The 21,513-nt window shown below is 71.1% G+C and carries 19 protein-coding genes; 8 read left to right on the plus strand and 11 right to left on the minus strand.

Annotated elements, in window-relative coordinates; translation table 11 throughout:
- Nucleotides 1-8: 8 nt before the first annotated feature.
- Both xylB and FH610_RS08840 read left to right on the plus strand, forming a co-directional pair.
- A complete protein-coding gene (gene xylB / locus FH610_RS08835; protein ID WP_139573802.1) occupies nt 9-1,379 on the plus strand; it encodes a xylulokinase in 1,371 nt (456 codons plus the stop codon).
- A gap of 149 nt (nt 1,380-1,528) precedes the next feature.
- Nucleotides 1,529-2,182, plus strand: a complete 654-nt coding sequence (locus FH610_RS08840) for a DUF998 domain-containing protein (RefSeq protein WP_240808848.1) — start codon at nt 1,529-1,531, stop codon at nt 2,180-2,182.
- 134 nt (nt 2,183-2,316) lie between these two features.
- On the opposite strand, the gene FH610_RS08845 is transcribed toward FH610_RS08840, so the two are convergent.
- Entirely contained in the window at nt 2,317-3,342 is a 1,026-nt protein-coding gene (locus FH610_RS08845; RefSeq protein WP_139573803.1) for a PLP-dependent cysteine synthase family protein, read from the minus strand.
- 137 nt (nt 3,343-3,479) lie between these two features.
- Here FH610_RS08845 and FH610_RS08850 point away from each other — a divergent pair, with 137 nt between their 5' ends.
- Entirely contained in the window at nt 3,480-3,692 is a 213-nt protein-coding gene (locus FH610_RS08850; protein WP_139573804.1) for a DUF4287 domain-containing protein, read from the plus strand.
- A gap of 145 nt (nt 3,693-3,837) precedes the next feature.
- On the opposite strand, the gene FH610_RS08855 is transcribed toward FH610_RS08850, so the two are convergent.
- The 4 genes from FH610_RS08855 to FH610_RS08870 are packed head-to-tail and all read right to left on the minus strand — an operon-like array spanning nt 3,838 to nt 7,795.
- Nucleotides 3,838-4,413 carry a GTP-binding protein gene (locus FH610_RS08855; protein ID WP_139573805.1) on the minus strand — a complete coding sequence of 192 codons (576 nt, stop codon included), beginning with the start codon at nt 4,411-4,413 and terminating at the stop codon, nt 3,838-3,840.
- The gene (locus FH610_RS08860; RefSeq protein ID WP_139573806.1) at nt 4,394-4,759 is read right to left on the minus strand and encodes a DUF742 domain-containing protein; all 366 of its coding nucleotides are present in this window, start codon (nt 4,757-4,759) and stop codon (nt 4,394-4,396) included. The genes FH610_RS08855 and FH610_RS08860 overlap by 20 nt, the downstream gene beginning before the upstream one ends.
- 13 nt (nt 4,760-4,772) lie before the next feature.
- Nucleotides 4,773-5,180, minus strand: a complete 408-nt coding sequence (locus FH610_RS08865) for a roadblock/LC7 domain-containing protein (protein ID WP_030507694.1) — start codon at nt 5,178-5,180, stop codon at nt 4,773-4,775.
- Nucleotides 5,177-7,795, minus strand: coding sequence for a sensor histidine kinase (locus FH610_RS08870; protein WP_161627951.1), 2,619 nt, complete (start codon nt 7,793-7,795; stop codon nt 5,177-5,179). The genes FH610_RS08865 and FH610_RS08870 overlap by 4 nt, the downstream gene beginning before the upstream one ends.
- 186 nt (nt 7,796-7,981) lie before the next feature.
- Here FH610_RS08870 and FH610_RS08875 point away from each other — a divergent pair, with 186 nt between their 5' ends.
- The 5 genes from FH610_RS08875 (at nt 7,982) to FH610_RS08895 (ending at nt 12,891) form a co-directional block, all read left to right on the plus strand.
- Nucleotides 7,982-8,794: an SDR family NAD(P)-dependent oxidoreductase gene (locus tag FH610_RS08875; protein WP_139573808.1), complete on the plus strand. Its 813-nt coding sequence runs from the start codon at nt 7,982-7,984 to the stop codon at nt 8,792-8,794.
- Between the two features lie 160 nt (nt 8,795-8,954).
- The gene (locus FH610_RS08880) at nt 8,955-9,734 is read left to right on the plus strand and encodes an SDR family NAD(P)-dependent oxidoreductase (RefSeq protein ID WP_139573809.1); all 780 of its coding nucleotides are present in this window, start codon (nt 8,955-8,957) and stop codon (nt 9,732-9,734) included.
- Nucleotides 9,735-9,923: 189 nt separating this feature from the next.
- Nucleotides 9,924-10,967, plus strand: coding sequence for an acyltransferase family protein (locus tag FH610_RS08885; protein WP_139573810.1), 1,044 nt, complete (start codon nt 9,924-9,926; stop codon nt 10,965-10,967).
- Between the two features lie 173 nt (nt 10,968-11,140).
- Nucleotides 11,141-11,341, plus strand: a complete 201-nt coding sequence (locus tag FH610_RS08890) for a hypothetical protein (RefSeq protein ID WP_030507699.1) — start codon at nt 11,141-11,143, stop codon at nt 11,339-11,341.
- Nucleotides 11,342-11,382: 41 nt separating this feature from the next.
- Entirely contained in the window at nt 11,383-12,891 is a 1,509-nt protein-coding gene (locus tag FH610_RS08895; RefSeq protein WP_139573811.1) for an SPFH domain-containing protein, read from the plus strand.
- Between the two features lie 59 nt (nt 12,892-12,950).
- On the opposite strand, the gene FH610_RS08900 is transcribed toward FH610_RS08895, so the two are convergent.
- The 6 genes from FH610_RS08900 to FH610_RS08925 all read right to left on the minus strand — a co-directional run bounded on the left by FH610_RS08900 (nt 12,951) and on the right by FH610_RS08925 (nt 21,510).
- Nucleotides 12,951-14,465, minus strand: a complete 1,515-nt coding sequence (locus tag FH610_RS08900; RefSeq protein ID WP_139573812.1) for an ATP-binding protein — start codon at nt 14,463-14,465, stop codon at nt 12,951-12,953.
- Between the two features lie 124 nt (nt 14,466-14,589).
- Nucleotides 14,590-16,122, minus strand: coding sequence for an MDR family MFS transporter (locus tag FH610_RS08905; protein ID WP_240808849.1), 1,533 nt, complete (start codon nt 16,120-16,122; stop codon nt 14,590-14,592).
- Between the two features lie 173 nt (nt 16,123-16,295).
- On the minus strand, nt 16,296-16,955 hold the full coding sequence (locus FH610_RS08910; RefSeq protein ID WP_139573813.1) for a response regulator transcription factor: 660 nt from the start codon (nt 16,953-16,955) through the stop codon (nt 16,296-16,298).
- Nucleotides 16,943-18,217 (minus strand): sensor histidine kinase, encoded by a 1,275-nt coding sequence (locus FH610_RS08915; protein ID WP_240808850.1) that lies wholly within the window; start codon nt 18,215-18,217, stop codon nt 16,943-16,945. The genes FH610_RS08910 and FH610_RS08915 overlap by 13 nt, the downstream gene beginning before the upstream one ends.
- A 74-nt stretch (nt 18,218-18,291) precedes the next feature.
- Nucleotides 18,292-19,221 (minus strand): CPBP family intramembrane glutamic endopeptidase, encoded by a 930-nt coding sequence (locus tag FH610_RS08920; RefSeq protein ID WP_139573814.1) that lies wholly within the window; start codon nt 19,219-19,221, stop codon nt 18,292-18,294.
- A 210-nt stretch (nt 19,222-19,431) separates the two neighbouring features.
- Entirely contained in the window at nt 19,432-21,510 is a 2,079-nt protein-coding gene (locus tag FH610_RS08925; RefSeq protein ID WP_139573815.1) for a glycosyltransferase family protein, read from the minus strand.
- Nucleotides 21,511-21,513 lie beyond the last annotated feature (3 nt).

A 21,513-nucleotide genomic window follows, 5' to 3' on the forward strand; every position in this document is an offset into this window, starting at 1 on the left:
GGACGACTGTGACGCTGGTCGCGGGGGTCGACTCGTCGACCCAGAGCTGCAAGGTCGTCATCCGGGACGCGGAGAGCGGGGCCCTCGTGCGTGAGGGCCGCGCCTCCCACCCCGACGGCACCGAAGTCCATCCCGAGCACTGGTGGACCGCGCTGCAGAGCGCGATCGAGCAGGCCGGAGGGCTGGCGGACGTCGCGGCGGTGAGCGTGGCGGCCCAGCAGCACGGCATGGTCTGCCTCGACGAGGACGGCGAGGTGGTCCGGCCCGCCCTGCTGTGGAACGACACCCGCTCGGCCGGGGCGGCGGCCGAGCTGGTCGCCGAGCTGGGCGGCCCGAAGGCGTGGGCCGAGGCCGTCGGCAGCGTCCCGGTGGCCTCCTTCACGGTTACCAAGCTCCGCTGGCTCGCCCGCAACGAGCCGGACAACGCCCGCCGTACGCGCTCGGTGTGCCTGCCGCACGACTGGCTCACCTGGCGGCTCGCCGGCCGGCCCGATGTGATCACGACCGACCGGGGCGACGCCTCCGGCACCGGTTACTGGTCGCCCGCCACCGGTGACTACCGGACGGACCTGCTCGAACTGGCCATGGGCCGGGTGCCGGGCCTGCCCCGCGTCCTCGGCCCGGCCGAGCAGGCCGGGACGGCCGAGCAGGGCGGTGCGCTGCTCGCCCCCGGCACCGGGGACAACATGGGGGCGTCGCTCGGCGTCGGCATGCGGCCCGGTGACGTGGTGGTGTCCATCGGCACCTCGGGTACGGCGTTCGCCGTCTCCGACGCGCCGTCCGCCGACCCGTCCGGAGGGGTCGCCGGGTTCGCCGACGCCACCGGCCGCTACCTGCCGCTGGTCGCCACGCTCAACGCGGCACGGGTGCTGGACGCCGCCGCCCGGATGCTCGGGGTGAGCCCCCAGGGGCTGAGCGACCTCGCCCTGCGGGCGCCGGCGGGCGCGGACGGGCTGGTGCTGGTGCCCTACCTGGAGGGGGAGCGCACCCCGAACCGTCCCGACGCCACGGGGTCGCTGCACGGCCTCAGGCTGGCCACGTCCACCCCTGAGCACCTGGCCAGGGCCGCGGTCGAGGGCATGCTCTGCGGCCTCGCCGACGCGCTGGACGCTCTCGGGGTCGAGCCGCAGCGGGTGCTGCTCATCGGCGGCGGCGCCCGCTCGGAGGCGGTGCGCCGCATCGCGCCGACCGTCTTCGGGCGCCCGGTGCTCGTGCCCACCCCTGGGGAGTACGTCGCGGACGGCGCGGCCAAGCAGGCCGCCTGGCTGCTGTCGGGGGAGCCGGAACCGCCGCTGTGGGACGCGGGCGCCGCCGAGCGCTACGAGGCCGATCCCACCTCCGGCCTGCGCGAGCGCTACCACGAGGCCGCGCAGGAGTGACGTCCCGGGTGGGGCCCGCGGGCCGCGTCCTCGAAGGACCGCGCCCGGAAAGTTCGGGCCCCACCCTGAGACGACCCTGACCCCTTCTCGGGGGGATCTACGCGTTGTCCCGGATGTTAGGAACGGGCTGTACGCGGGATCCTCACCTTATGGTCAAGAGGTTCTATCCCCTGCTCGCCGGTGGCGGCATCCTGCTCGCGGTCGTCACCGTGGTGGCGGCGCAGGTGAGCGGGGATTCCTCCCTGGACCCCGTCTCCATGACGATCAGCCAGTACGCCGCCCGCGACGGGGGCGGCGCCATCGAGACGGCCATGGCCGTCCTCGGCCTGGCCTCGCTCGCGCTGCTGGCCGGGATGCGCGCGCTCGACGCGCCGGTGCACGGCTGGCCCGCCCGCCTGATCGGCCTCTGGAGCGTCTCGCTCATCGGCGCGGCCGTGGTCCCGTCCGGCACGGTCTGGCAGGGAGAGCTGCACGGTGTCCTGTCGGCGGCGGCCTTCGTGAGCGTGCCCGCCGCCGCCATCCAGTTGGTGGGCCGCCTGGGACAGGACGAGCGGTGGAAGGCCACCGCCCGGCCGCTGGAGTGGCTGACGCTCGCCTCCGGTCTCGGCCTGGCGGCCATCACGTACGTCGCGCTGCCCGGCCACGGCGTCATGATCGGCCTGGTGGAACGGCTGCTGCTGACCGCGGAGGTGGCCGTCCTCGGAGTGCTCGCCGTGAGGCTCGTGCAGCTCACGTGGGGGCCGTCGCTCAGGGAGCGAATCGGCGACCGGCACGCCGCGCGCGACTTCCTGGTCCACCGCTGAGCCGTGTTCACCGCCGGCCGGGCGGGGCGGCACTCCGGATCGTGCGGGCGCGGGGGCGCCGCACGGCCCGGGTGCGCGTCATCGGCCGCCGGGCCGCCCGGGTCCGAGGGGGCAGGCGAGTGCGGAACGCGGCGTCAGGGCTCGCCGAGCAGGTCGCGCAGGCGCTCGGCGTACGGCCGCCAGTCGAGGCCCCTGGCCGCCGCCCAGGCGTCGTCGTGGCAGGTCGCGAGATGGCGCTCGCCCGCGTCGCCGATCACGCCGACCACCTCGCCGCGCTCGCCCCGGTCGCGCATCCGGGTGATCAGTTCGAGGGCGGCCCACAGGTTCGTCCCCGTGGCGGCGCCGACCGCGAGCCCGGTCACCTGCCGTACGTGCCGGGCTGCGGCCACGCTCGCGGCGTCGGGCACGGGGACGACCAGGTCGACGACCGCCGAGTCGAAGGCGGGCTCCATCCGCGGCCGGCCGACGCCCTCGATGCGGCTCGGCATGCCCGTGGCGTAGTCGGGGGCGCCGGTGGCCCAGCCGGGGAAGTAGGCGGAGTTCTCCGGATCGGCCACGGCCAGCCTTCCCCGCAGGCCGCGGGCCCGCAGGAGCCGGCCGATCGCGGCGGACGTCGCGCCGGTGCCCGCCCCGGCCACGATCCATCGGGGACAGTCGCCGACCTGCCCGAACAGCTCGTCGGCAAGGCTCGCGCCACGCCAGTCGACCTCGGCCGCGGAGCGGTAGTGGTCGAGGTGGTGACCGCCGATCTCTTCGGACAGGCGGGCGGCCTGCTCGTACACGGCGAGCGGGGGATCGACGTACCGGCACGTCCCGCCGAGCCGCTCGACACCGGCCCCGGAGGACTTCTTCGGCATCACCGCGATGTACGGCAGGCCGAGCAGCCGGGCGAAATAGGCCTCGGCGACGGCCATGGGACCGCCGGTGGCGTCGACCACGGTCGTCCCCTCGGTGATCCGCCCGGAGGCGATGGCCTGGGCGAACAGGGCGCGTGCGAGCCTGTGCTTGAGACCACCGGTGGGCTGCGCCGACTCGTCCTTCAGCCGCAGCCGCACGCCCCACGCCTCGGGCAGCGGAAAGTCGCGAAGCGGCGTGGGGCCCGCGTCTTCGCGCTCCCGGTCCAGGCGCGCGACGGCCTCGGCCGCCCATCCGTCGATCATGTTCCGTCCCTGAGATCGGTTTCTCCGGCCATCGCCGTACCGCGGCTGATGTCCACCTGCGTATGCCTTCCGTGCTCCTGTGAGGCACACTGTCGCACGCGGCAATTGACCGCGAACGAGGATGAACGGGACACCACATGACCGAAGCCGTGAAGGGCCCCGCCAGCTACTTCCCCTCCATCGAGAAGAAGCACGGCCGGCCGATCGCCGAGTGGAAGGAGCTCATCCGCCGCTCGCCGCTGACCAAGCACATGGAACTCGTCTCCTGGCTCAAGGCGGAGTACGGGCTGGGACACGGTCACGCGAACGCCCTCGTCGCGCACACCCTGGCCGAGGACGGCGTCAAGTAGCGGACACGTCCGCGTGGCTGGGACCGAGCCGGGGGCCGGGGCCGAGCCGGGCCCCGGCCACACCGGACGATCAGAACTGCACCGATCAGAACCAAGCCGATCAGAACCGGGCCGGTCAGCGCTGGGCCGGTCAGCGCTGGGCCGATCAGCGCTGGGCGGCCGTCAGCATCTTGAGCGCGTGCTCCACGAGCGTGACGAGCACGACCTTGGCCGAGGCGCGGCGCCGTACGTCGCAGAGCAGGACGGGGACCTCCGGGTCGAGGTCGAGGGCGATCCGCACGTCGTCGGGCTCGTGCCGGTCGGCGCCGTCGAAGCAGTTGACCGCGACGATGAACGGCGTGCCGCGCTGCTCGAAGTAGTCGATCGACGGAAAGCAGTCGGTCAGCCTGCGGGTGTCGGCCAGCACGACGGCCCCGAGCGCGCCGTAGGACAGCTCGTCCCACATGAACCAGAAGCGCTCCTGTCCGGGGGTGCCGAACAGGTAGACCACGAGCCCTTCCCTGATGGTGATGCGGCCGAAGTCCATGGCCACCGTCGTGGTCGTCTTGCCTTCCACGCCGTCGGTGTCATCGACGCCGACGCCGCGATCGGACAGCACCTCCTCGGTGCGCAGGGGGCGAATCTCGCTGATCGCGCCGACCAGCGTGGTCTTGCCGACGCCGAAGCCGCCGGCCACCAATATCTTGAGGGCGACCGGCTCCTCAGAGGGCGCGAAGGCCATTGATCACTTCCTTGAGAATGCGCTCGCTTGGCAGCGGCGCCACCTTGCCCGGAGCCCGTACGTCGACGAGCCCGAGGTCGTGCAGATCCCCGATCAGGACGCGGACCACGCCCAGCGGCAGGTCGATGTCGGACGCGATGTCCGCCACCGACGCGCCGCGGCGCGCGAGCTCGAGGATCCGCCGCTGCTCGGGGCCAATGCCGGGGACGTCCCTCGGTGAGCCCGTGGTCGTCACCATGGTGATCAGGTCGAGCTTGGCCCCGGAGTGCCGCGCCCGGCCCCCCGTCAGCGCGTAGGGCCGGACCAACGCCCCGGCCTCCTCGTCCATCCACTGGGGTCCCGTCATGTGGCCGCCCATCTCATGGGGAGATCCGCCGCGGGTTGGTGGAGATGTGCTGGCCCACCCGCTTGACCAGCATCGCCATCTCGTACGCGATGTGCCCGACGTCGGCGTCGGAGGCGGCCAGGACGGCGAGGCAGGTGCCCTGGCCGGCGGCCGTGACGAACAGGAACGCGGCCTCCATCTCCACGATGGTCTGCCTGACCTCGCCCCCGCCGAAGTGCCGCCCCGCGCCCCGCGCCAGGCTCTGGAACCCGGCCGCGACCGCGGACAGGTGCTCCGCGTCCTCTCGGCTCAGCCCCTGGGAGGCCCCAACGACGAGGCCGTCGGTGGAGAGGATCACCGCCTGGCGGACGGCGGCGACCCTGCTGATGAGATCGTCGAGCAGCCAGTTCAGTTCGCCGGTCGACGTCGCTTTGCCGGTCATTCGTCACCCTTCTCGCCGTGCGTGTTGTGTACGTGGTCGCCGGGTGCGGCCCCACCCGGCTGATCGGAGTCCTCCCGGCCCCGCAGCGCGCCGCGCTGGAAGGCGCTGAACATCGCCCTGGCCTCCTCCGGCGACCGCTCCTCCACGGTCGGGGCGGACAGCGGCGGCGTCTGCGGCGCCGTCTCCTGGGACTGGGCGCGCAGCTGCGGGGCGATGTTGGCCTGGCGAACCCTGCGCGGCAGGCCGGCGTGGGTTCCGTTCGGGACGGGGCCCCTGGCCCGCTGTTTGCTCGTCCGCTGCGCCAGGCCGTTCGCCGACACCCCCGCGGCGGCGGTCGCCGGCTCGGAGGACGGCGGAACGGGCGGCGCAACGGACGGCGAAGCGGAGGGTGCGGCGGCCGGGCGCGGGTTCTCGAAGCCGGAGCCGAGGGACCGCGACGAGAGGTCGTCGCGCGCGGCGGAGGGCACGGCCTCGGTCCGCTGGGCGGCCGGCGTGAAGAACGGGGACGGCTCTGACGCGCCCGTACGCTCCTCCCGGTCCTCCGTCTCCCAGGGAAACTCCCCGGGAACGCCCTCAGGGACGCCGCCCGGAGCGCCGCCCGGAACGCTGCCGGGCACGTCCCCCGCGAGCTCCCCGGCGAGCGTGCGGACCTCCCGGAGCTCACCGGCGGGGCCGCCCAGCCCGAGATCGGCCTGGAGCGTGTCGCTGAGCGAGATGTCGGTGTCGTTGCCGCCGGGTGCCAGCGCGGGTTTCGCGTGGGCGCCGCGGGAAGCCGGGCCCGCGAGCGCCCCGGGCGAGCCTTCCTCCATCATCAGGGTCCGGGGGATGAGCACGATCGCGGTCGTCCCGCCGTAGGGCGAGCCCCGCAGGACAACCCCGATCTCGTGCCGGGCGGCGAGCTGGCCGACGACGAAGAGCCCGAGCCGGTCGCTGTCCGCCAGGTCGAACTCCGGCGGGTCGGCCAGCCGCGCGTTGATCTCGTCGTACTCCTCGGGCGTCAGGCCGAGACCGCGGTCCTCGATCTCCACCGCGAGCCCGTTGGCGACGACCTCCCCGCGCACCGCCACCTTCGTCTGCGGAGGCGAGAAGACCGTGGCGTTCTCCAGCAGCTCGGCGATCAGGTGCACCACGTCGGCCACGGTCGCGCCGACGATGGCGGCGTTCGGCATCGGGGCCATCGAGACGCGGGTGTAGTCCTCGACCTCGGAGATCGCCGCGCGGACCACGTCGATGAGCGGCACCGGCTTGCGCCACGAGCGTCCGGGCGCGGAGCCGGACAGGATGATCAGGCTCTCCGCGTGGCGGCGCATGCGGGTGGTCAGGTGGTCGAGCCGGAAGAGGTCCTCCAGGCCCTCCGGGTCCTCGGCGCGGCGCTGCATCGTGTCGAGCAGCGTGAGCTGGCGGTGCAGCAGGGTCTGCTTGCGGCGGGCCAGGTTGAGGAAGACCTGGCTGACGCCGCGGCGGAGGGCGGCCTGGCCGACGGCGGCCTCCACCGCCGTGCGCTGGACGGAGCTGAACGCGTGCGCGACGTCCTCGACCTCGTTGGAGCCCGTCGCCTTGATCGGGGGCGCCTCGGCCTCGACGTCCACGTCCTCGCCCCGCCGCAGCTTCTCGACGACCTGCGGCAGCCGTACGTCGGCGAGTTCGAGCGCGGCGTCGCGCAGGCCGGCGAGGTCGCGGGCGAGACGGCGGCCGAACCGGACGGAGAAGACGATCGTGGCGATGATCACCACGAGGCCGAGCCCGCCGGCGACCAGGATGCGGAGCATGATCCCGGTGGCGACCGATGTGGCGGAGCCGCTCAGCGCCTCCGAGGCCTTCACCCGGGCCGAGTCGAGCCGGAGGATCAGCTGGTCGATGGTCGGCGACCACTTCTCGGCGTCCGCGGGGAGCGGGCCGCCGGAGCGCACCTGGTTGACGATCTGGTTCTCCAGGGCGGTGAACCGGTCGAACAGCGGCGAGGTGAGCACCTGCTCGTACGGCGCCCGCATCTCACCGCTGAGGACGGGCCGGTTCTTGCCGTACAGGAACCGCCGGGTGGCGACCCACTCGCTGAAGGCGTTCTGCTCGTCGGCCGTCATCGTGCCGCTGGCGAGCGCCCCGCGCACGAGGGCGTCCTCACGAGTGATCATCTCGTGCGCGTTGCCCATCCCCTGCATGGCGCTGGCCTGCTGGAAGGTGACCAGGTCGGGCACCGAGACGAGCCGCTCGTAGAGCGCGAAGAGGTCGTCCATGATCGCGTTGTACGCGGTGATCGCGGTCAGCCTGTCGGACCTGCCGAGCGAGACGCCCTCCCGGATTGTGGGCAGGCGTTCGAGGGAGGACAGCAGGGACTCCAGGGGCGCCAGGAGTTCGTCGCTCATGGCGTCGCGGGCCGCCTCGTCGTCGGCGGACCTCTTGAACCTGTCCGCGGCGGCGGTGGTCTTGGCCTGCTGGGCGGTGAGCCCGGCGGACGTCGTCTGCCCGCTGCTGAGGACGCCGGCGGTCAGCGCGCGTTCGACCTGGATCTGGGTGCCCAGGTCGGTGGAGGCCACTCCGATGGTGTCGTACAGCGTCTTGGAACGCAGGAGGACGAGGCCGTCCCCGACCGTGAGTTTTAGGGCAAACCCCCACATAGCGCTCAACATGAGCAGTGGTAGGAGCAGCAACAAGAAGATCTTGAACCGAATCGACCGGTTTCTTGAACCCATAGCCACTCCTGCATTGCTGGAGGCTCGCGACGCATTTATGGGGAAATGCACCTCCGGAAGATCGCACAGAAGGCTAGCACCGATACAGTTCTGGCGCAGTGGGAGGAACTGATGATTACAGTGATCACTGGGGCTGGTGCCGGAATCGGTGCAGCTTCTGCCCTTGATCTCGCTCGGCGAGGTCACCAAATCGTGCTCGTCGGACGCACCCCGGAGAAGCTGCGCGCGGTCGCGGACCGCGCGGAGCAGGCCGGTGGCAGCCGTCCGGACACGCTCCTCGCCGACTTCTCCTCCCTCGATCAGGTGCGCCGGCTGGCGGCGGAGTTGCTGGCGCGGTACGAGCGCATCGACGTGCTGATCAACAACGCCGGCGTGATGACGCCCGACCGCCGGACCACCGTGGACGGCAACGAGTCGATGATGCAGGTCAACCACCTGGCGCCGTTCCTGCTGACGAACCTGCTCCTCGACCGGCTCACGGCGTCGTCCGCCCGGGTCGTCACCACCTCGTCCCGCGCCGGGAAGACGGGCCGCCTCGACCCCGCCGACCTGTCCAGGGAGCGGCGGCGCTGGAACGGCTGGCTGCAGTACGGCGACTCCAAGCAGGCCAACGCGCTGTTCACCGTGTCGCTCGCCGAGCGCGGCCTGGCCGCCACGTGCCTCCATCCCGGGGTGCTCAAGACCTCGTTCGCCGAGGGCACGTTCTTCATGAAGCTGGTGTGGCTCCTCCCCGGCATGGGCGAGCCGCCGGAGGCCGGGGCCGAGCGCATCGTCCACCTCGCCACCCACCCGGACGGCGTCGATCACCCGGGCCGGTATTTCGTCAAGAACGCTCCCGTACAGGTGCCGGAGAGGATGTCGGACCCCGCCCTCGCCGCCGCCCTGTGGGACGCGAGCCTCGCCGCCACCGGTCTGTCCGCCTGAAGGAGCACCGGCCTGGTATCACCAGTCCCAGGAAGACGGGTCATCTGGCTGCTCACCCGGTCGCTTCCGCACCCTGGAGTCACGGATGCGGAACACGACCCGGCTCGATGAGAGCCGCGCTCCGGCCGCCGAGGCCGGGCAAGGAAAGGGAACAGCAGCCATGAGCACGCTCGCACTCGTCACCGGCGCCACCTCGGGAATCGGCAGGGCCTTCGCCGAGCGCCTGGCCGCCGGCGGTCACGACCTTGTGATCGTGGGCCGGCGGAAGGAGCGCCTGGAGGAGTTCGCCGCCTCTCACCCCGAGGTCGGGGTGCGGACCGTGGCCGCCGACCTGTCGACCGACGAGGGCATCGACGCGGTCGCCGAGATCTGCGCGGCCGAGCCGCTGACCATGCTCGTGAACAACGCCGGCGTGTCCCACTACATGCCGCTCGCCGAGCTCCCCGCCGGCAAGGCCCGGGAACTCGTGCACGTGAAGGTCGTCGCCCCGACGATGCTCACTCGGGCCGCCGTCGCGGGCATGCGGGAGCGAGGCGAGGGCGCGATCGTCAACGTGGCCGGGATGATCGCCTTCAGCGGCCCCGCGCCGCACTCCCAGATGCCCCGCAGGGCCGTCTACGCCGGAACCCTGGCCCACCTCGTCGCGATGTCCCAGACCCTGAGCGCGGAGCTCGAAGGCACCGGAGTCACCGTGCAGGTGCTGTGCCCCGGCGTGGTGGCCACCGAGTTCCACGAGCGCCAGGGCCTCGACCTGAGCGCCGTGCCCCGCATGAGCGCCGACGACGTCGTCACGGCGAGCCTGCGCGGCCTGGAGCTGGGCGAGACCGTCTGCGCCCCGGGCGTCGAGGACGCCGGGCTCCTGGACGCGGTCTTCCGGGCCGAACTCGCCGCCTTCGGAGGCCAGAGCCCCGAGCTCGCCACGCGCTACCGGACCGTCTGATCCGCCCGGCCTCCACGGCCGGAAAGGCGCGGGCGGCCGAGGCCGGCGGACGGGGCGCGGGGGCATCGGCGGCCGCCCGGGTACGCCGCGGCACGACGGGGACGGCAGGGCCGGGGGCGGGAAGAGTTCGGGCACTGTTCGCCCGCGGTTGCGCCGGTGCTCACGGACGGGTGACTAGGGTCCGGCCGCATGACCGTGACCGCTCCCGCCCGCCCGTCCGGCAGGGCCGCCACCCGCGACCCGCTGCTGGACAACGCCAAGTTCCTGGCCATCGTGCTCGTCGTTTCCGGGCATCTCGTCGAGGACCTGCGGGACGTCCCCGCGGCACATGCGCTCTACTTCTTCGTCTACCTCTTCCACATGCCGCTCTTCATCGTCGTCAGCGGCTATTTGTCCCGTAATTTCACGTTTTCTCCCGGTAAGGCGCGCAAGCTCATCAGCGGTCTCGCGGTGCCGTACGTCATCTTCGAGGTGGCCTATTCGCTGCCCCGCTTCTTCCTGTACGGCAAGCTCGAAATCAGCCTGCTCGACCCGTACTACCTGACCTGGTTCCTGATGTCGCTGTTCCTGTGGCGGCTGTCCACGCCGGTCTGGCAGCAGTTGCGCCATCCCCTGGTGATCGCGGTCGGGTTGTGCCTGCTGTCGGGCACCAGCGCCCTGCCGGACGAGTTGTCGATGAACCGCACGTTCGGCCTGCTGCCGTTCTACGTGCTCGGCCTCATGCTCACGCCCGAGCACCTCGACCGCCTGCGCGGGCGCCGGGCGAGGATCGCGGGCGGGGCCGTCCTGGCGACAGCGCTCGCCGCGGCGTTCGCCGTGCACACGCTCGTGCCGACGGAGTGGATCCGCTGGCGCCACTCCAACCACCAGATCGGCGTGGACGACCTGACCGGCACGCTGATCCGGCTCGCCCTGCTGGCGGCCGGCGCCCTGCTGGTGGCGGCTTTCCTCGCGATCACTCCGCGCCGCCGCACCTGGTTCACCGGGCTGGGCGCCGCCACGATGTACGCCTACCTGCTGCACGGGTTCGCCGTGAAGGTCGCCGAGCGCTTCCACGACGTCCTCGTCAACCCACTCGGCGTGACCGCCATGGTGGTCCTCGGAGCCGTCCTCGCGGCCCTGCTCTGCACGTCCCCGGTGCGCAGGGCGTTCCGGTGGGCGGTGGAGCCCGACGTCTCCTGGGTCTTCACCAGACTCCGTCGCCCCGCGAAGAAGGAGGCCGCCGCGACGTGACCGGAACTTCGCGCGTGATCCCACCGTTCTGAACAGTGATGGTGCAGAGTAGGGCGAATCGCGCGGCCGGCGGGGCTGGAAACGGAAGACGGCTCTGTCACGGCAGGGTTATACGGGGTAACCTGCGCATTCGCGGTGCAGCCAGGAGCGGTGAAAACGACGGGGTGACGCGGGTGGTCGGCAGACAGGGCAGGGTCACGGGCAGGATCGGCCCCGGCCTTGTCGGCGAGGTGATGGTGCCCATCCGCGGGGGTGTCGAGGCGTTCTACGCCTATCCGAGCATTCCGGACGAGGAGATCCCGGTGGGGTCCATCGTCGTCGTCGTGGAGTATTCGCCCCCGCGCACCGTCTACGTCGCTCGCGCGGTCGTCTGACTCGCTCCGTCCTCCTTTCCCCCCACTTCGCGGAGGCTCCCATGTCACCGGAGATCCTGGTCGTGGTCGGTGTGGCCGTCGTCGCCGTCATCGTCCTCATCCTCCTGTTCAAGGCCATCTGGCGGGTGGCCGAGCCCAACGAGGCGCTGATCATCTCGGGTCTCGGCGCCCACACGAAGAACGAGCTGGCCGACAGCCTCGGCTTCAAGATCGTGACCGGCAAGGGCACCGCCGTGCTGCCCGGCTTCCAGACCGCCCGGCGGCTGCGGCTCGACAGCCGGGCCACGAACCTGCAGGTCAACTGCGTCACCCAGCAGGGCATCCCGGTCCAGGTGCGCGGCGTGATCATCTACAAGGTGGGTGACGACTTCACCAGCATCGCGAACGCCGCCCGGCGCTTCCTCGACCAGCAGGACTCGATGAACGGCGCCATCCACGAGCTGTTCACCGGCCACCTGCGTTCGATCATCGGCAACCTGACCGTCGAGGACCTCATCCTCAACCGCGAGCGGCTCACCAGTGAGACCCGCAGCTCCGCGGCCGACGAGATGAGCAAGCTCGGCCTGGTGGTCGACTCGCTGCAGATCCAGGAGATCGAGGACGAGACCGGCTACATCACGAACCTGGGCAAGCCGCACGCCGCGAAGATCGCCGCGGCGGCCCGCATCGCCGAGGCGCAGCGCGACCAGGAGGCCACCGAGGCCGAGCAGGTCGCGGCCGCCAAGAAGGCCTCCGCCATCCGCGAGTCGCAGATCCAGCAGGCCGGCTACCAGGCGGAGGTGGACCAGGCGGCGGCCAAGGCGCGGCAGGCCGGCCCGCTGTCGGAGGCCACCGCGCGCCAGGAGGTCGTCGTCCAGGAGACCAGGGCCGCGGAGCTGGAGGCCCAGCTCGCCGAGCAGCGGCTGCAGTCGCAGGTTCGCAAGCCCGCTGACGCCAAGGCGTACGAGACCGTCACGCTGTCCCAGGCCGAGCGTGACGCGCGCATCGCCCAGGCCGAGGCGGAGGCCAGGGAGACCGAGCTGCGCGCCACCGCTCAGGCGTCCCAGGTCAAGCAGGCGGCCGCGGCCGACGCCGAGTCGGTGCGGGTGCGCGGCGAGGCCGCCGCGGCGGCGACCAAGGCGACCGGTCTGGGCGAGGCGGAGGCCGCCAAGGCGCGGGGTCTCGCGGAGGCCGAGGCGGCCAAGGCCAAGGGTCTGGCCGAGGCTGAGGCGGCCAAGGCCAAGGGTCTGGCCGAGGCCGAGGCGATCAGGGCCCGTTCCGAGGCGCTGCGGGAGAACCAGGAGGCCGTCATCGCCCAGCAGCTCGCCGAAAACTGGCCGCAGATCGTGGAGGCCGGCTCCAAGGCGTTCGGCAACGTCGACCACATGGTGGTGCTCAACGGCGCCCAGGGCATCGAGGAGATGCTGGCGAAGGCGCTCACGCTGGGCGGCACCGGCCTCGGCCTGGCCCGCTCCCTGCTGGCCGGCGGCACCCCCGCGGCGGCCAAGGACGGCGCGAGCGTCAACGGCGCCGAGCCCCCCACGAAGAACGCCATCGACGCCGCCTCCTGACGGCCCGCGCGTTCGTCCCCGTCATCCCGACGGGGACGAACGTCTGGCCTATGGCGGGCTCATTCGCCGTAGAGGTCGTCGAGATCCACCAAGTGGACGTCATCCCTACGGCTCGCTTCTGCAAGGAGATCCGCCGCGAAGCCGGATTCGCTGAAGACGGCGTACCGCGTGGCCGAGACGTCGATCTTGCCGATGGAGCGCATGCGCTCTCTGATCTTCTCCAGCCGTCGCAGATCGTGTCCACTGCGCGGCTCCGCGGTGCATTTGGCCTCACCCAGGAGCCGGACGGCAACTCGGTCTCCACGCGGAGAGGAGTCAGGGTCGAGCATCACCACGTCGACCTGATGGCCACGTTGCCCGTCGGCTCCGGAACTGATCGTCGTCTGGCCGACCTCGCCCGGCTCGGGGAAGCCCAGCCGGGCCCACCCCTGATCGGCGAGCCAGTCGCGAACGAGGTCCTCGAAGTGCGGGCCGAGGATATTGCTGCGGAAGACGTCGGCCGAACGCTCCCAGACCAGACGAGATCTGCCGCGGTCAAGCTGGGTGAGGCGGGGCAGGATCACGGCGTGGGCGAACCGGAGAATCGGTTCGGCGATGTGGTAGCTGGTCTTCCCCGAGAACACGAGGTCCTCCACGCGCCGCACCAGGCCGGTATCCACCAGGGCATCGAGTGGATGCTTCATGCTCCGCGCGTCGCGGCCCAGGCCGACGGCGATCTTGCCGGGTTTGGTCACGCCTTGGGCGATCTGCCGGAGCACTCCCTGGTAAAGGGCTCGGTGGCTGATCCGAGGATCCTCTCGCAGTAGTCGATCATGTTCCTGAAACAGCATGGAGGCGGGATTCAGTACGGTTGCGACCACCCACTCGTCCAGGTCGCCTGGAGAGTGAAATCCTGAGTGGGGATGCACGGCTTCGGAAAGCATCCGATAACCGGGGACTCCTCCCACGATGGCATGCAGCCGCAGGGCCGTCGGGCGATGCGTGGCGTCCCAGAATCGGGCGGCGACGCGGTGGTCGAAGGGCCGGATAAGCCTGCTGAGCGCCGCTCTTCCATACAGCGGCTTGTCACCGGAGAGCAGGTTGGCCATCAGGGAGAAGGCCGACCCGCACAACACGATGCGGACGGTGCCACGCCGGTCGCGTTTGTAGCGATCGAAGGCGTTCTGGATGTAGGACGACAGGGCAGGTGTTCCGGAGAGCAGGTACGAGTACTCGTCGATCACCATGAGCGCCGGTCTGCCGGTCTCCACGGAGCGCCGGGTCATCTGCTCTACGGCGGCCTCGATCCCGGACTTCCAGTCCTCGAACCTCAGCGGTACGGCCAGGCCGAGCCATTCGGCCATGGAGGCGGCGAAGCTGTCCAACGCCGTGCGCGGGTCATCCTCCGCGGCCACGTGATAAAGCCCGTCGTACCGCCTCGCCAGGTGATCGAGGAGAAAACTCTTGCCCTGACGACGGTGGCCATAGACCACCGCGAGGTTGGGCCCGGGGTCGGGGTTACTGACGAATCGGACCAGTTCGTCCCATTCGATGTCGCGGTCGAAGATCTCGCCGGGCTTGACCTCGTTCGCCATCTCATCTAACTCCACTTCGACGAAATGAACTTAGATGAGATTAGCCTTATCGGCTCGAGTCCGGGGCTGAGCTGCGGAAGTGTCCGCCAACGACCCCTCTGGTGACGGGGGCGGGAGTGGGCGGTCAGTCGAAGGTCAGCTCGGTCGTACGGCGGGGCATGAGCAGCAGCGCGGCGACGCTGAGCACGGCCACGACGACGAGCGCGATGAAGATGTGGTGGACCGCGTCGTACAGCGCGCCCCGGACGAAGGACGCGGTGGCCGAATGGGCCGCCGCGCCCTGGGCCTTCAGCACCAGGCTGGTGGCGTCGAGGCTGTCCGGCAGCCGTCCCGCGACGTCGGCGGGCGGGTGGGCGAAGCGGTCCGACAGCGTCGCGTTGGAGATGGCGCCGAGCACCGCGGCACCGACGGTGCTGCCGATCGAGCGGCAGAACATGTTGGTCGCGGTGACCACGCCGCGGCGTTCCCAGCCGACGACCGACTGCACGGCGACCATCGTGGGGCTGGCCGACAGCCCGAGGCCGACGCCGACGACGAAACAGGCGGCCGCGACCTGCCAGATCATCGCGTTCTGCCCGAGCAGCGCGCACAGCACGGTGCCGGCCACCACCACGACGATGCCGATCAGCGCGGTGTCGCGGAATCCGATGCGCATGTAGAAACGGCCGGAGAACGTCGCGGCGAGGGGCCAGCCGACGGTGAGCGCGGCCAGGGCGAAGCCCGCCACCAGCGCGCCGGTGCCCAGCACGCCCTGCGCGTACGTCGGGACGTACGAGGTGAGCCCGATCGTGAGGGCACCGATGCCGAGGGAGGTCAGGTTGCCGCCGGTCAGCGTGCGGCGGCGGAACACCCACAGAGGCAGCACCGGCTCGGCCGCGCGACGCTCCACGAGCACGAAGGCGGCGATCAGAAGGAGGCCCGCCGCGAAGATCAGCAGGCTGGGCGCCGAGTTCCAGTCCCAGGCGACGCCGCCCTCCAGCAGGCCGAGGATGAGCAGCGAGGAGCCGCCGGTGAGCAGCACGGCGCCCGTGTAGTCGATCCGGTGGGAGCCCCGCTGCACCTGCTCCTTGAAGCGCCGGGCCAGCATCCAGGCGGCCACCGCGCCGAGCGGCAGGTTGATGAAGAAGATCCAGCGCCAGGAGACGTACTCGGAGAACACGCCGCCGAGCGTCGGGCCGACCACCGCGGAGATGCCCCACACGCTGGCGAGGTAGCCCTGGACGCGGGCCCGCTCCTCGACCGTGTACAGGTCGCCGGCCATCGTCATGCTGATCGGCTGCACCGCCCCGGCCCCGATGCCCTGGATCGCGCGGAAGGCGATCAGCGCGGGCATGCTCCAGGCCACCCCGCACAGCACCGACCCGAGCAGGAACGCCCCGATGCCGAAGAACATCACCGGCTTGCGCCCGAACACGTCGGCGAGCTTGCCGTAGATGGGCACGGTCACGGCCTGCGTGAGCAGGTAGATCGAGAACAGCCAGGGAAACTGGGAGAACCCGCCGAGGTCGGTGACGACGGACGGCACCGCGGTGGCGATGATCGTGCTGTCCAGCGCCACCAGAGCGGTGCAGAGCATGATGGCGGCGAGCACGGGACCGCGCTCCGACCGTAGCCCGATGCCTTTCGATGCCGTCGTCGTGGTCGACTTCGTGGTCACGTGAGAGGCTCCCCTGTCCGGCGTGCACGTACGCGGGACCCGCTCGCCCGAAGGCGGGAGGGTCCCGGAACAGGGCAACTATCGCAAACCGCCCGGCATTCCTTTCCTGCCGTGGCGAGGCAGGATCACGGACCGGTGGGCGAACTCCGCGCGACCGCCCGTCTTCCACGGCGTCAGCCGCGGCGCTGGGTCTCTTCCAGGTAGCGCAGGACGGCCGTGACCCTCCGGTCCGCCCGGTCGGTGGGCGCCAGGTCGAGCTTGGCGAAGATGCTGCGGATGTGCTTGTGCACGGCGCCTTCGCTGATGAACAGCCGCTCGGAGACGGCGGTGTTGCCCAGCCCCTCGGCCATCAGGGCGAGCACGTCGCGTTCCCGGGCGGTCAGCCGCTCCAGCCCGCTGTCGGAGCGGGTGCGGGTGAGCAGCTGTGCGACGACCTCGGGGTCGATGGCCGTGCCTCCGGCGGCCACCCGGTGCAGGGCGTCGAGGAACTCGCCGACGCGGCCGACTCTCTCCTTGAGCAGATATCCGAGCCGATCGGTTCCGGCGGCGAGCAGTTCGGTGGCGAACGCCTGCTCGACGTAGGCGGACAGCACGAGCACCGCCAGGCCGGGCTGACGGCGCCTGGCCTCCACGGCCGCGGCGATGCCCTCGGTGGTGTGGGTCGGAGGCATCCGGACGTCGACGATGGCCACATCGGGCCGATGGGCGTCGACGGCCGTCAGGAAGGTGTCCGGGGAGTCGGTCGTGGCCACCACGTCCAGAGACTCCGCGCGCAGCAGCAGCGCGACCCCCTCACGTAGCAGCGGGTCGTCCTCGGCTATCACGATCCGCACGGCAACTCCACGTCGAGGGTGGTGGGCCCACCAGGTGGGCTGGTCAGGGTGAGACGCCCGTCGTGCGCCTCGATCCGGCTACGCATGCCGGTGAGCCCGGAGCCGTGCCGTTCGTCCGCGCCGCCGACGCCGTCATCCTCGATCCGCAGGGACAACATGCCGCCCTCACGCCGTACGGTCACCGTGGCGTTCCTGGCCCGGCTGTGCCTGGAGATGTTGGTGAGCGCCTCGGCGCTCACGAAGTAGGCGGTGGCCTCGATGGAGGCGGCGCACCTGCCGAGCGCGTCGACGTCGACCCGGCAGGGCACCCCGCAGTTCGCCGCGAGCCCGGCGAGCGCGTCGGCGAGCCCCCGGTCGGCCAGCACGGGCGGCAGGATGCTGCGGACGACCGTCCGGAGCTCGGCCAGTGCCTGCTCGGCGGTCTCCTGGGCGCGTTCGAGCATGTCCTGCGCGCCCGGCCGGTTCTGGGCCAGCGCGCGGCGGGCCGCGCCGAGCAGCACGGTGACGGCGACCAGCCGGTTCTGCGCCCCGTCGTGCAGTGAGCGTTCGATCCGCCGCAACTCCGCGGCGTGGGCGTCCAGCGCCGCCGCGCGGGTGGCCGACAACTGTGCGACGCGCAGGGACAGGTCCATGTCCGCGGTGGGCGCCAGGAGCCGGCGTCCCGGCCACGCCTGCAACCGGGCCATTCCCGTCCCGAGGACCAGGAAGCAGACGGCCAGCCCCACGCCGAGGAGCGCGACCGCCCAGGCGTCGGCGTCGTCGTGCACGTCCCAGAACACCAGGGTCGGGGCGGGGTCCTCCACGGGCAGCGCCCGCCACCACAGCGGGTACGTGATGTCCTGCACGGCGTCCACCACCAGGGTCACCGCCGCCAGGCCGAGGAACAGGCCCATCGTGCCGTGCACGAGGAGCCAGTACAGCTCCCGGCGGACGGCCGGATCGGCGACAGCGGCGCGTACGCCGGCCGGCGCGGGCCCCGGACCGACGATCTCCGGCCCCCAGCGGGACAACCGGCCGCGCTCCCGCTCGGCCACGGACCGAACGACACGCGGCACGGTGGGTGCCAGGAGCAGGCCCAGGCCGATCACACTGGTGAGCCCGACCAGGACGAGCCACAACAGACCGGCGAACGCCAGCAGCGCGGTGCCGAGACCGCCGACGAGGTGTTCGAGGGCGTCGAAGACGCCACGGGCGCGTGCGGCGACACCCCTCCGGCCGCCTCGCCGGGTGCCGGCCGGCTTCCGCTGGCGTGCCGCCATCATGCACCCCCTCGGGCCAACGATCTTAGGGTCTTTTCGCGGCATATGTGCCATGCCCCGTCTTCCGGCGCGGTGGTTCAGCGCTGCGGGGTGAGCTCCGGCGCGGGTTCCTCGACCGGACGGTAGCCGAGGCGGCCGCGGGTCGCGACGAGCACGAGGACCGCCGCCGTGGTGGCCGCGAGCAGGGTGACATGGCTCGCGTGCTCGGGGGTGTCGATCGACGGGAACATGTTCGAGTAGACGATCGACATGAAGTTGTTGACGCTGACGTGCAGCAGCATGATCAGCGGCAGGCTCTGGCCGGTCCGGTTGAAGACCCAGGTGACGACCACGCTGAAGACGGTGGCGAAGGCGATGAACTCGCCGACCCTCATCCAGGTGACGTCCGGCCACCCGCCCCACTGGCTCAGGAACAGCGGCAGGTGCCAGACGCCCCACAGCGGGCCGAGGATGACGGTGGCTCCCAGCGGGCCGAACTTGCGCTGCATGCGGGGCAGGGCGAAGTCGCGCCAGCCGGGCTCTTCGGCCAGACCGGTGGTGACCATCTGGAGCAGCAGGCCGGGCACGTAGGCGACCAGCGCGGCGACGGGCGGCATGTGGATGTCTTCGCCGGAGAGCGCGAGACCGGTGACGATGATGACGGCGGGGACGCCGAGGGCGGTCGCGAGGTACGAGGCCCAGCCGATCCGCCACTTGGTCATCCGCCCGACCCACCGGCGGACGCCTTCCTTGCCGTCCGCGACCCTGGTCACGATGTACGCGGCGAAGATAGGACCGAGGTAGGCGCCGGGGAGAACGCCGGCGAACTGGGTCGTACCGAGCAGCGAGGGGAAATCGAAGTCCCAGACCCCCAGGCCGTTGTTCGAGAGGACGTAGGGTAACCAGGCCGCCCAGCTCATGAGGTTGGCCAGGGCGAAGAAGCTGATCAGCGGACGGCGGCGGATGAAGCCCCGGATCCCGGTCTCGCTCGTGTGGTGCCCGGCCTCCGGCCGGCTGTCGACTGCCATTTCACTCTCTCCTGTGGGAGCGCTCGACTGACAGTGATCAGCACATCAGCCGCGGGCCCTCCCGGTCGCTCCCGCGTGCTGCCCAATGGAGGTACAGCCAGGGGTACCAAGCGGAGAACGAGCAGGTCAGAGTATGGCCAGGAGCAAGCCGGAGGCGGCCGTCCAGGGCCGTGACGAGCCCTGGACGGCCTGCTCCCACAGGAGCACGGGTCAGATGAGGACGTGCGGTTCGGGGTTGCCGGCGAAGCAGAACTGGGCGTTGCGGGTCAGCTTGTAGTCCGCCGCCTGCCAGGTGTGGGCGGTGGCGTCCGAGCCGCGCATGTAGATGAAGTTGTACCGGTCGGCCGAGTAGATCCGGACACCTTCCTCCTTGCAGCGCCGCACGAGCCGGGTGTCCTCGCCCGCGTTGACCGCCTCGAACGGGAACGCCCGCAGCAGGTCGGTCCTGGCCAGGATCGTCGCCCCCTGGATGAGGTGGGCGTAGCGGTGCTCCAGCCCGGGCAGGCGGAAGATCGTAACGTCCTGGTCGGGGAAGTACGTGTAGTGGGCGCCCTTGCCGACCATCTCGGCGTCGGCGTAGTCGAAGGCGCGGACCAGGTCCGACAGGTAGTGCTCGCCGTAGATGTTGTCGTCGTCCATCTTGGAGATCAGCTCGCCCTCGGCATGGGCGATGCCGTGGTTGAGCACCTCGCCGAGGGTCCAGGACGGGTCGGCGGTCAGCACCTTGACGGCCGGGATGCCCGCCGCGAGGGCCTTGTCGCGCACGACCGCCGGGTCTTCCGACAGACCGTGCATGACCAGCACGAGCTCCAGGTTGCGGTGCCGCTGCCGCGCCACCTGGCTGATCGCGTGTTCGAGCTGGCCGGCCCGGTTGGTCGGCAGCACCACGGAGATCGACCGCGACCGCGGGACGACCGGCAGGCCGAGGTCGGTGAGGATCTGGTCGACCCGGTGGGAGAACAGGTGCTTGTCGAACACCTCGCGCATCGCCAGGTGGCCCTGGCGCGCCCGCAGCTCGGGGCTGTTGATCAGGTAGATCGCCCGGTTGTACGCCTCCTCCTGCGAGTGCGCGACCGGGATGAGCGGGCCGAACGTCTCCTCGATGGCCCGCGACCATCCCGACAGCACCGTGGTCGAGCAGGCCGACAGCTCGAAGACCCGGCGCGCGCACATGGTCGGCGAGTCGATCACCGAGTTCACGTTCAGGAAGACCTTGTACATCTTGTACGCGGCCAGCATCTGCTCGTACGGCAGTTCGCCGACGATGTGGGGGCGGTACTCCTCCGGCCAGGCGTACTTGTCGGCCACCGAGGCGTTCCTGGCGTAGATGTGCAGGCCGAGCGGGCGCACGGGCGCGAGGATCGTCTCCATCTGCTCGCGCCGCTCGGGGTGCTTGTCGCGGAAGTACATCCCCGCGAAGACCACGTCGTACGGCCGGCCCTGCTTGGTCTGGATCGGGTTGTGGATCCGGGGCTGGGCGGCGAACTGCAGCACGCCGACACGGTCATGACCCAGCATCTCGCGATATTTCGGGATCATGTCGCCGTCGCACGTGTACACGTAGTCGAACAGCTTGGCCGTGTCGATGAAAAAGTCGAAGTTGGGCGGGTCCTCCTTGTTCCAGAAGACCGTGGGGATGCCCTCCTCGCGGCACCAGGCGATCAGGTCGCGCAGCTCCTGCTTCGGCGCGTTGGTCCCGGTCATCTGGTAGCGCCAGCGGCCCTGGTTGCCGTGCCAGGCCGACTCGCAGAACAGCATCTCGGGGCGCTTCTCGGCGAAGACCTCGCGCCAGTCCTGCAGCCCGAACTCGATCTGGTCCCACTCGTACTTGAACGCCATGCGGGAGAAGTCGTCGAGGATCACCGCGACCCGCAGGTCCGGCCGTACGACCGGGCCGTCCGGCCACTTGAGGCCCGGGATCTTGACCTCGGGGCCCCGCGCCTCGGCGGCGGCGGCGACCTCGATGGCGGAGGGCGGCGCCTTCGGCGCCTTCTTGCCGTCCTTCATCGCCTTGCTGAGGTCGCGGGGCAGCCGGACGATCTTCTTGGGCTTCGACGCGTTCGTCAGCACCTGCGCGACCCGGTAGGGCTTCTGGGTCTGGGTGGCCTGGAGCCTCCAGAGGGCGTAGTCCGCACGGGCCTCCTGGTAGGCGAGCCGGTTCTCCAGGTCGCGGATCCGCTGCTCGTACTGCTCGACGTGCTTGCGCTCCTCGGGCAGCCAGTTCACCGGCCCCAGTCGCTGGAAACGCGGGCCTTCCGAGGCCTCAGGAGTCTCGTCGGTCTCAGCCATGCC

The organism is Microbispora catharanthi (assembly GCF_006334915.2).
Taxonomy (GTDB): Bacteria; Actinomycetota; Actinomycetes; order Streptosporangiales; family Streptosporangiaceae; genus Microbispora; species Microbispora catharanthi.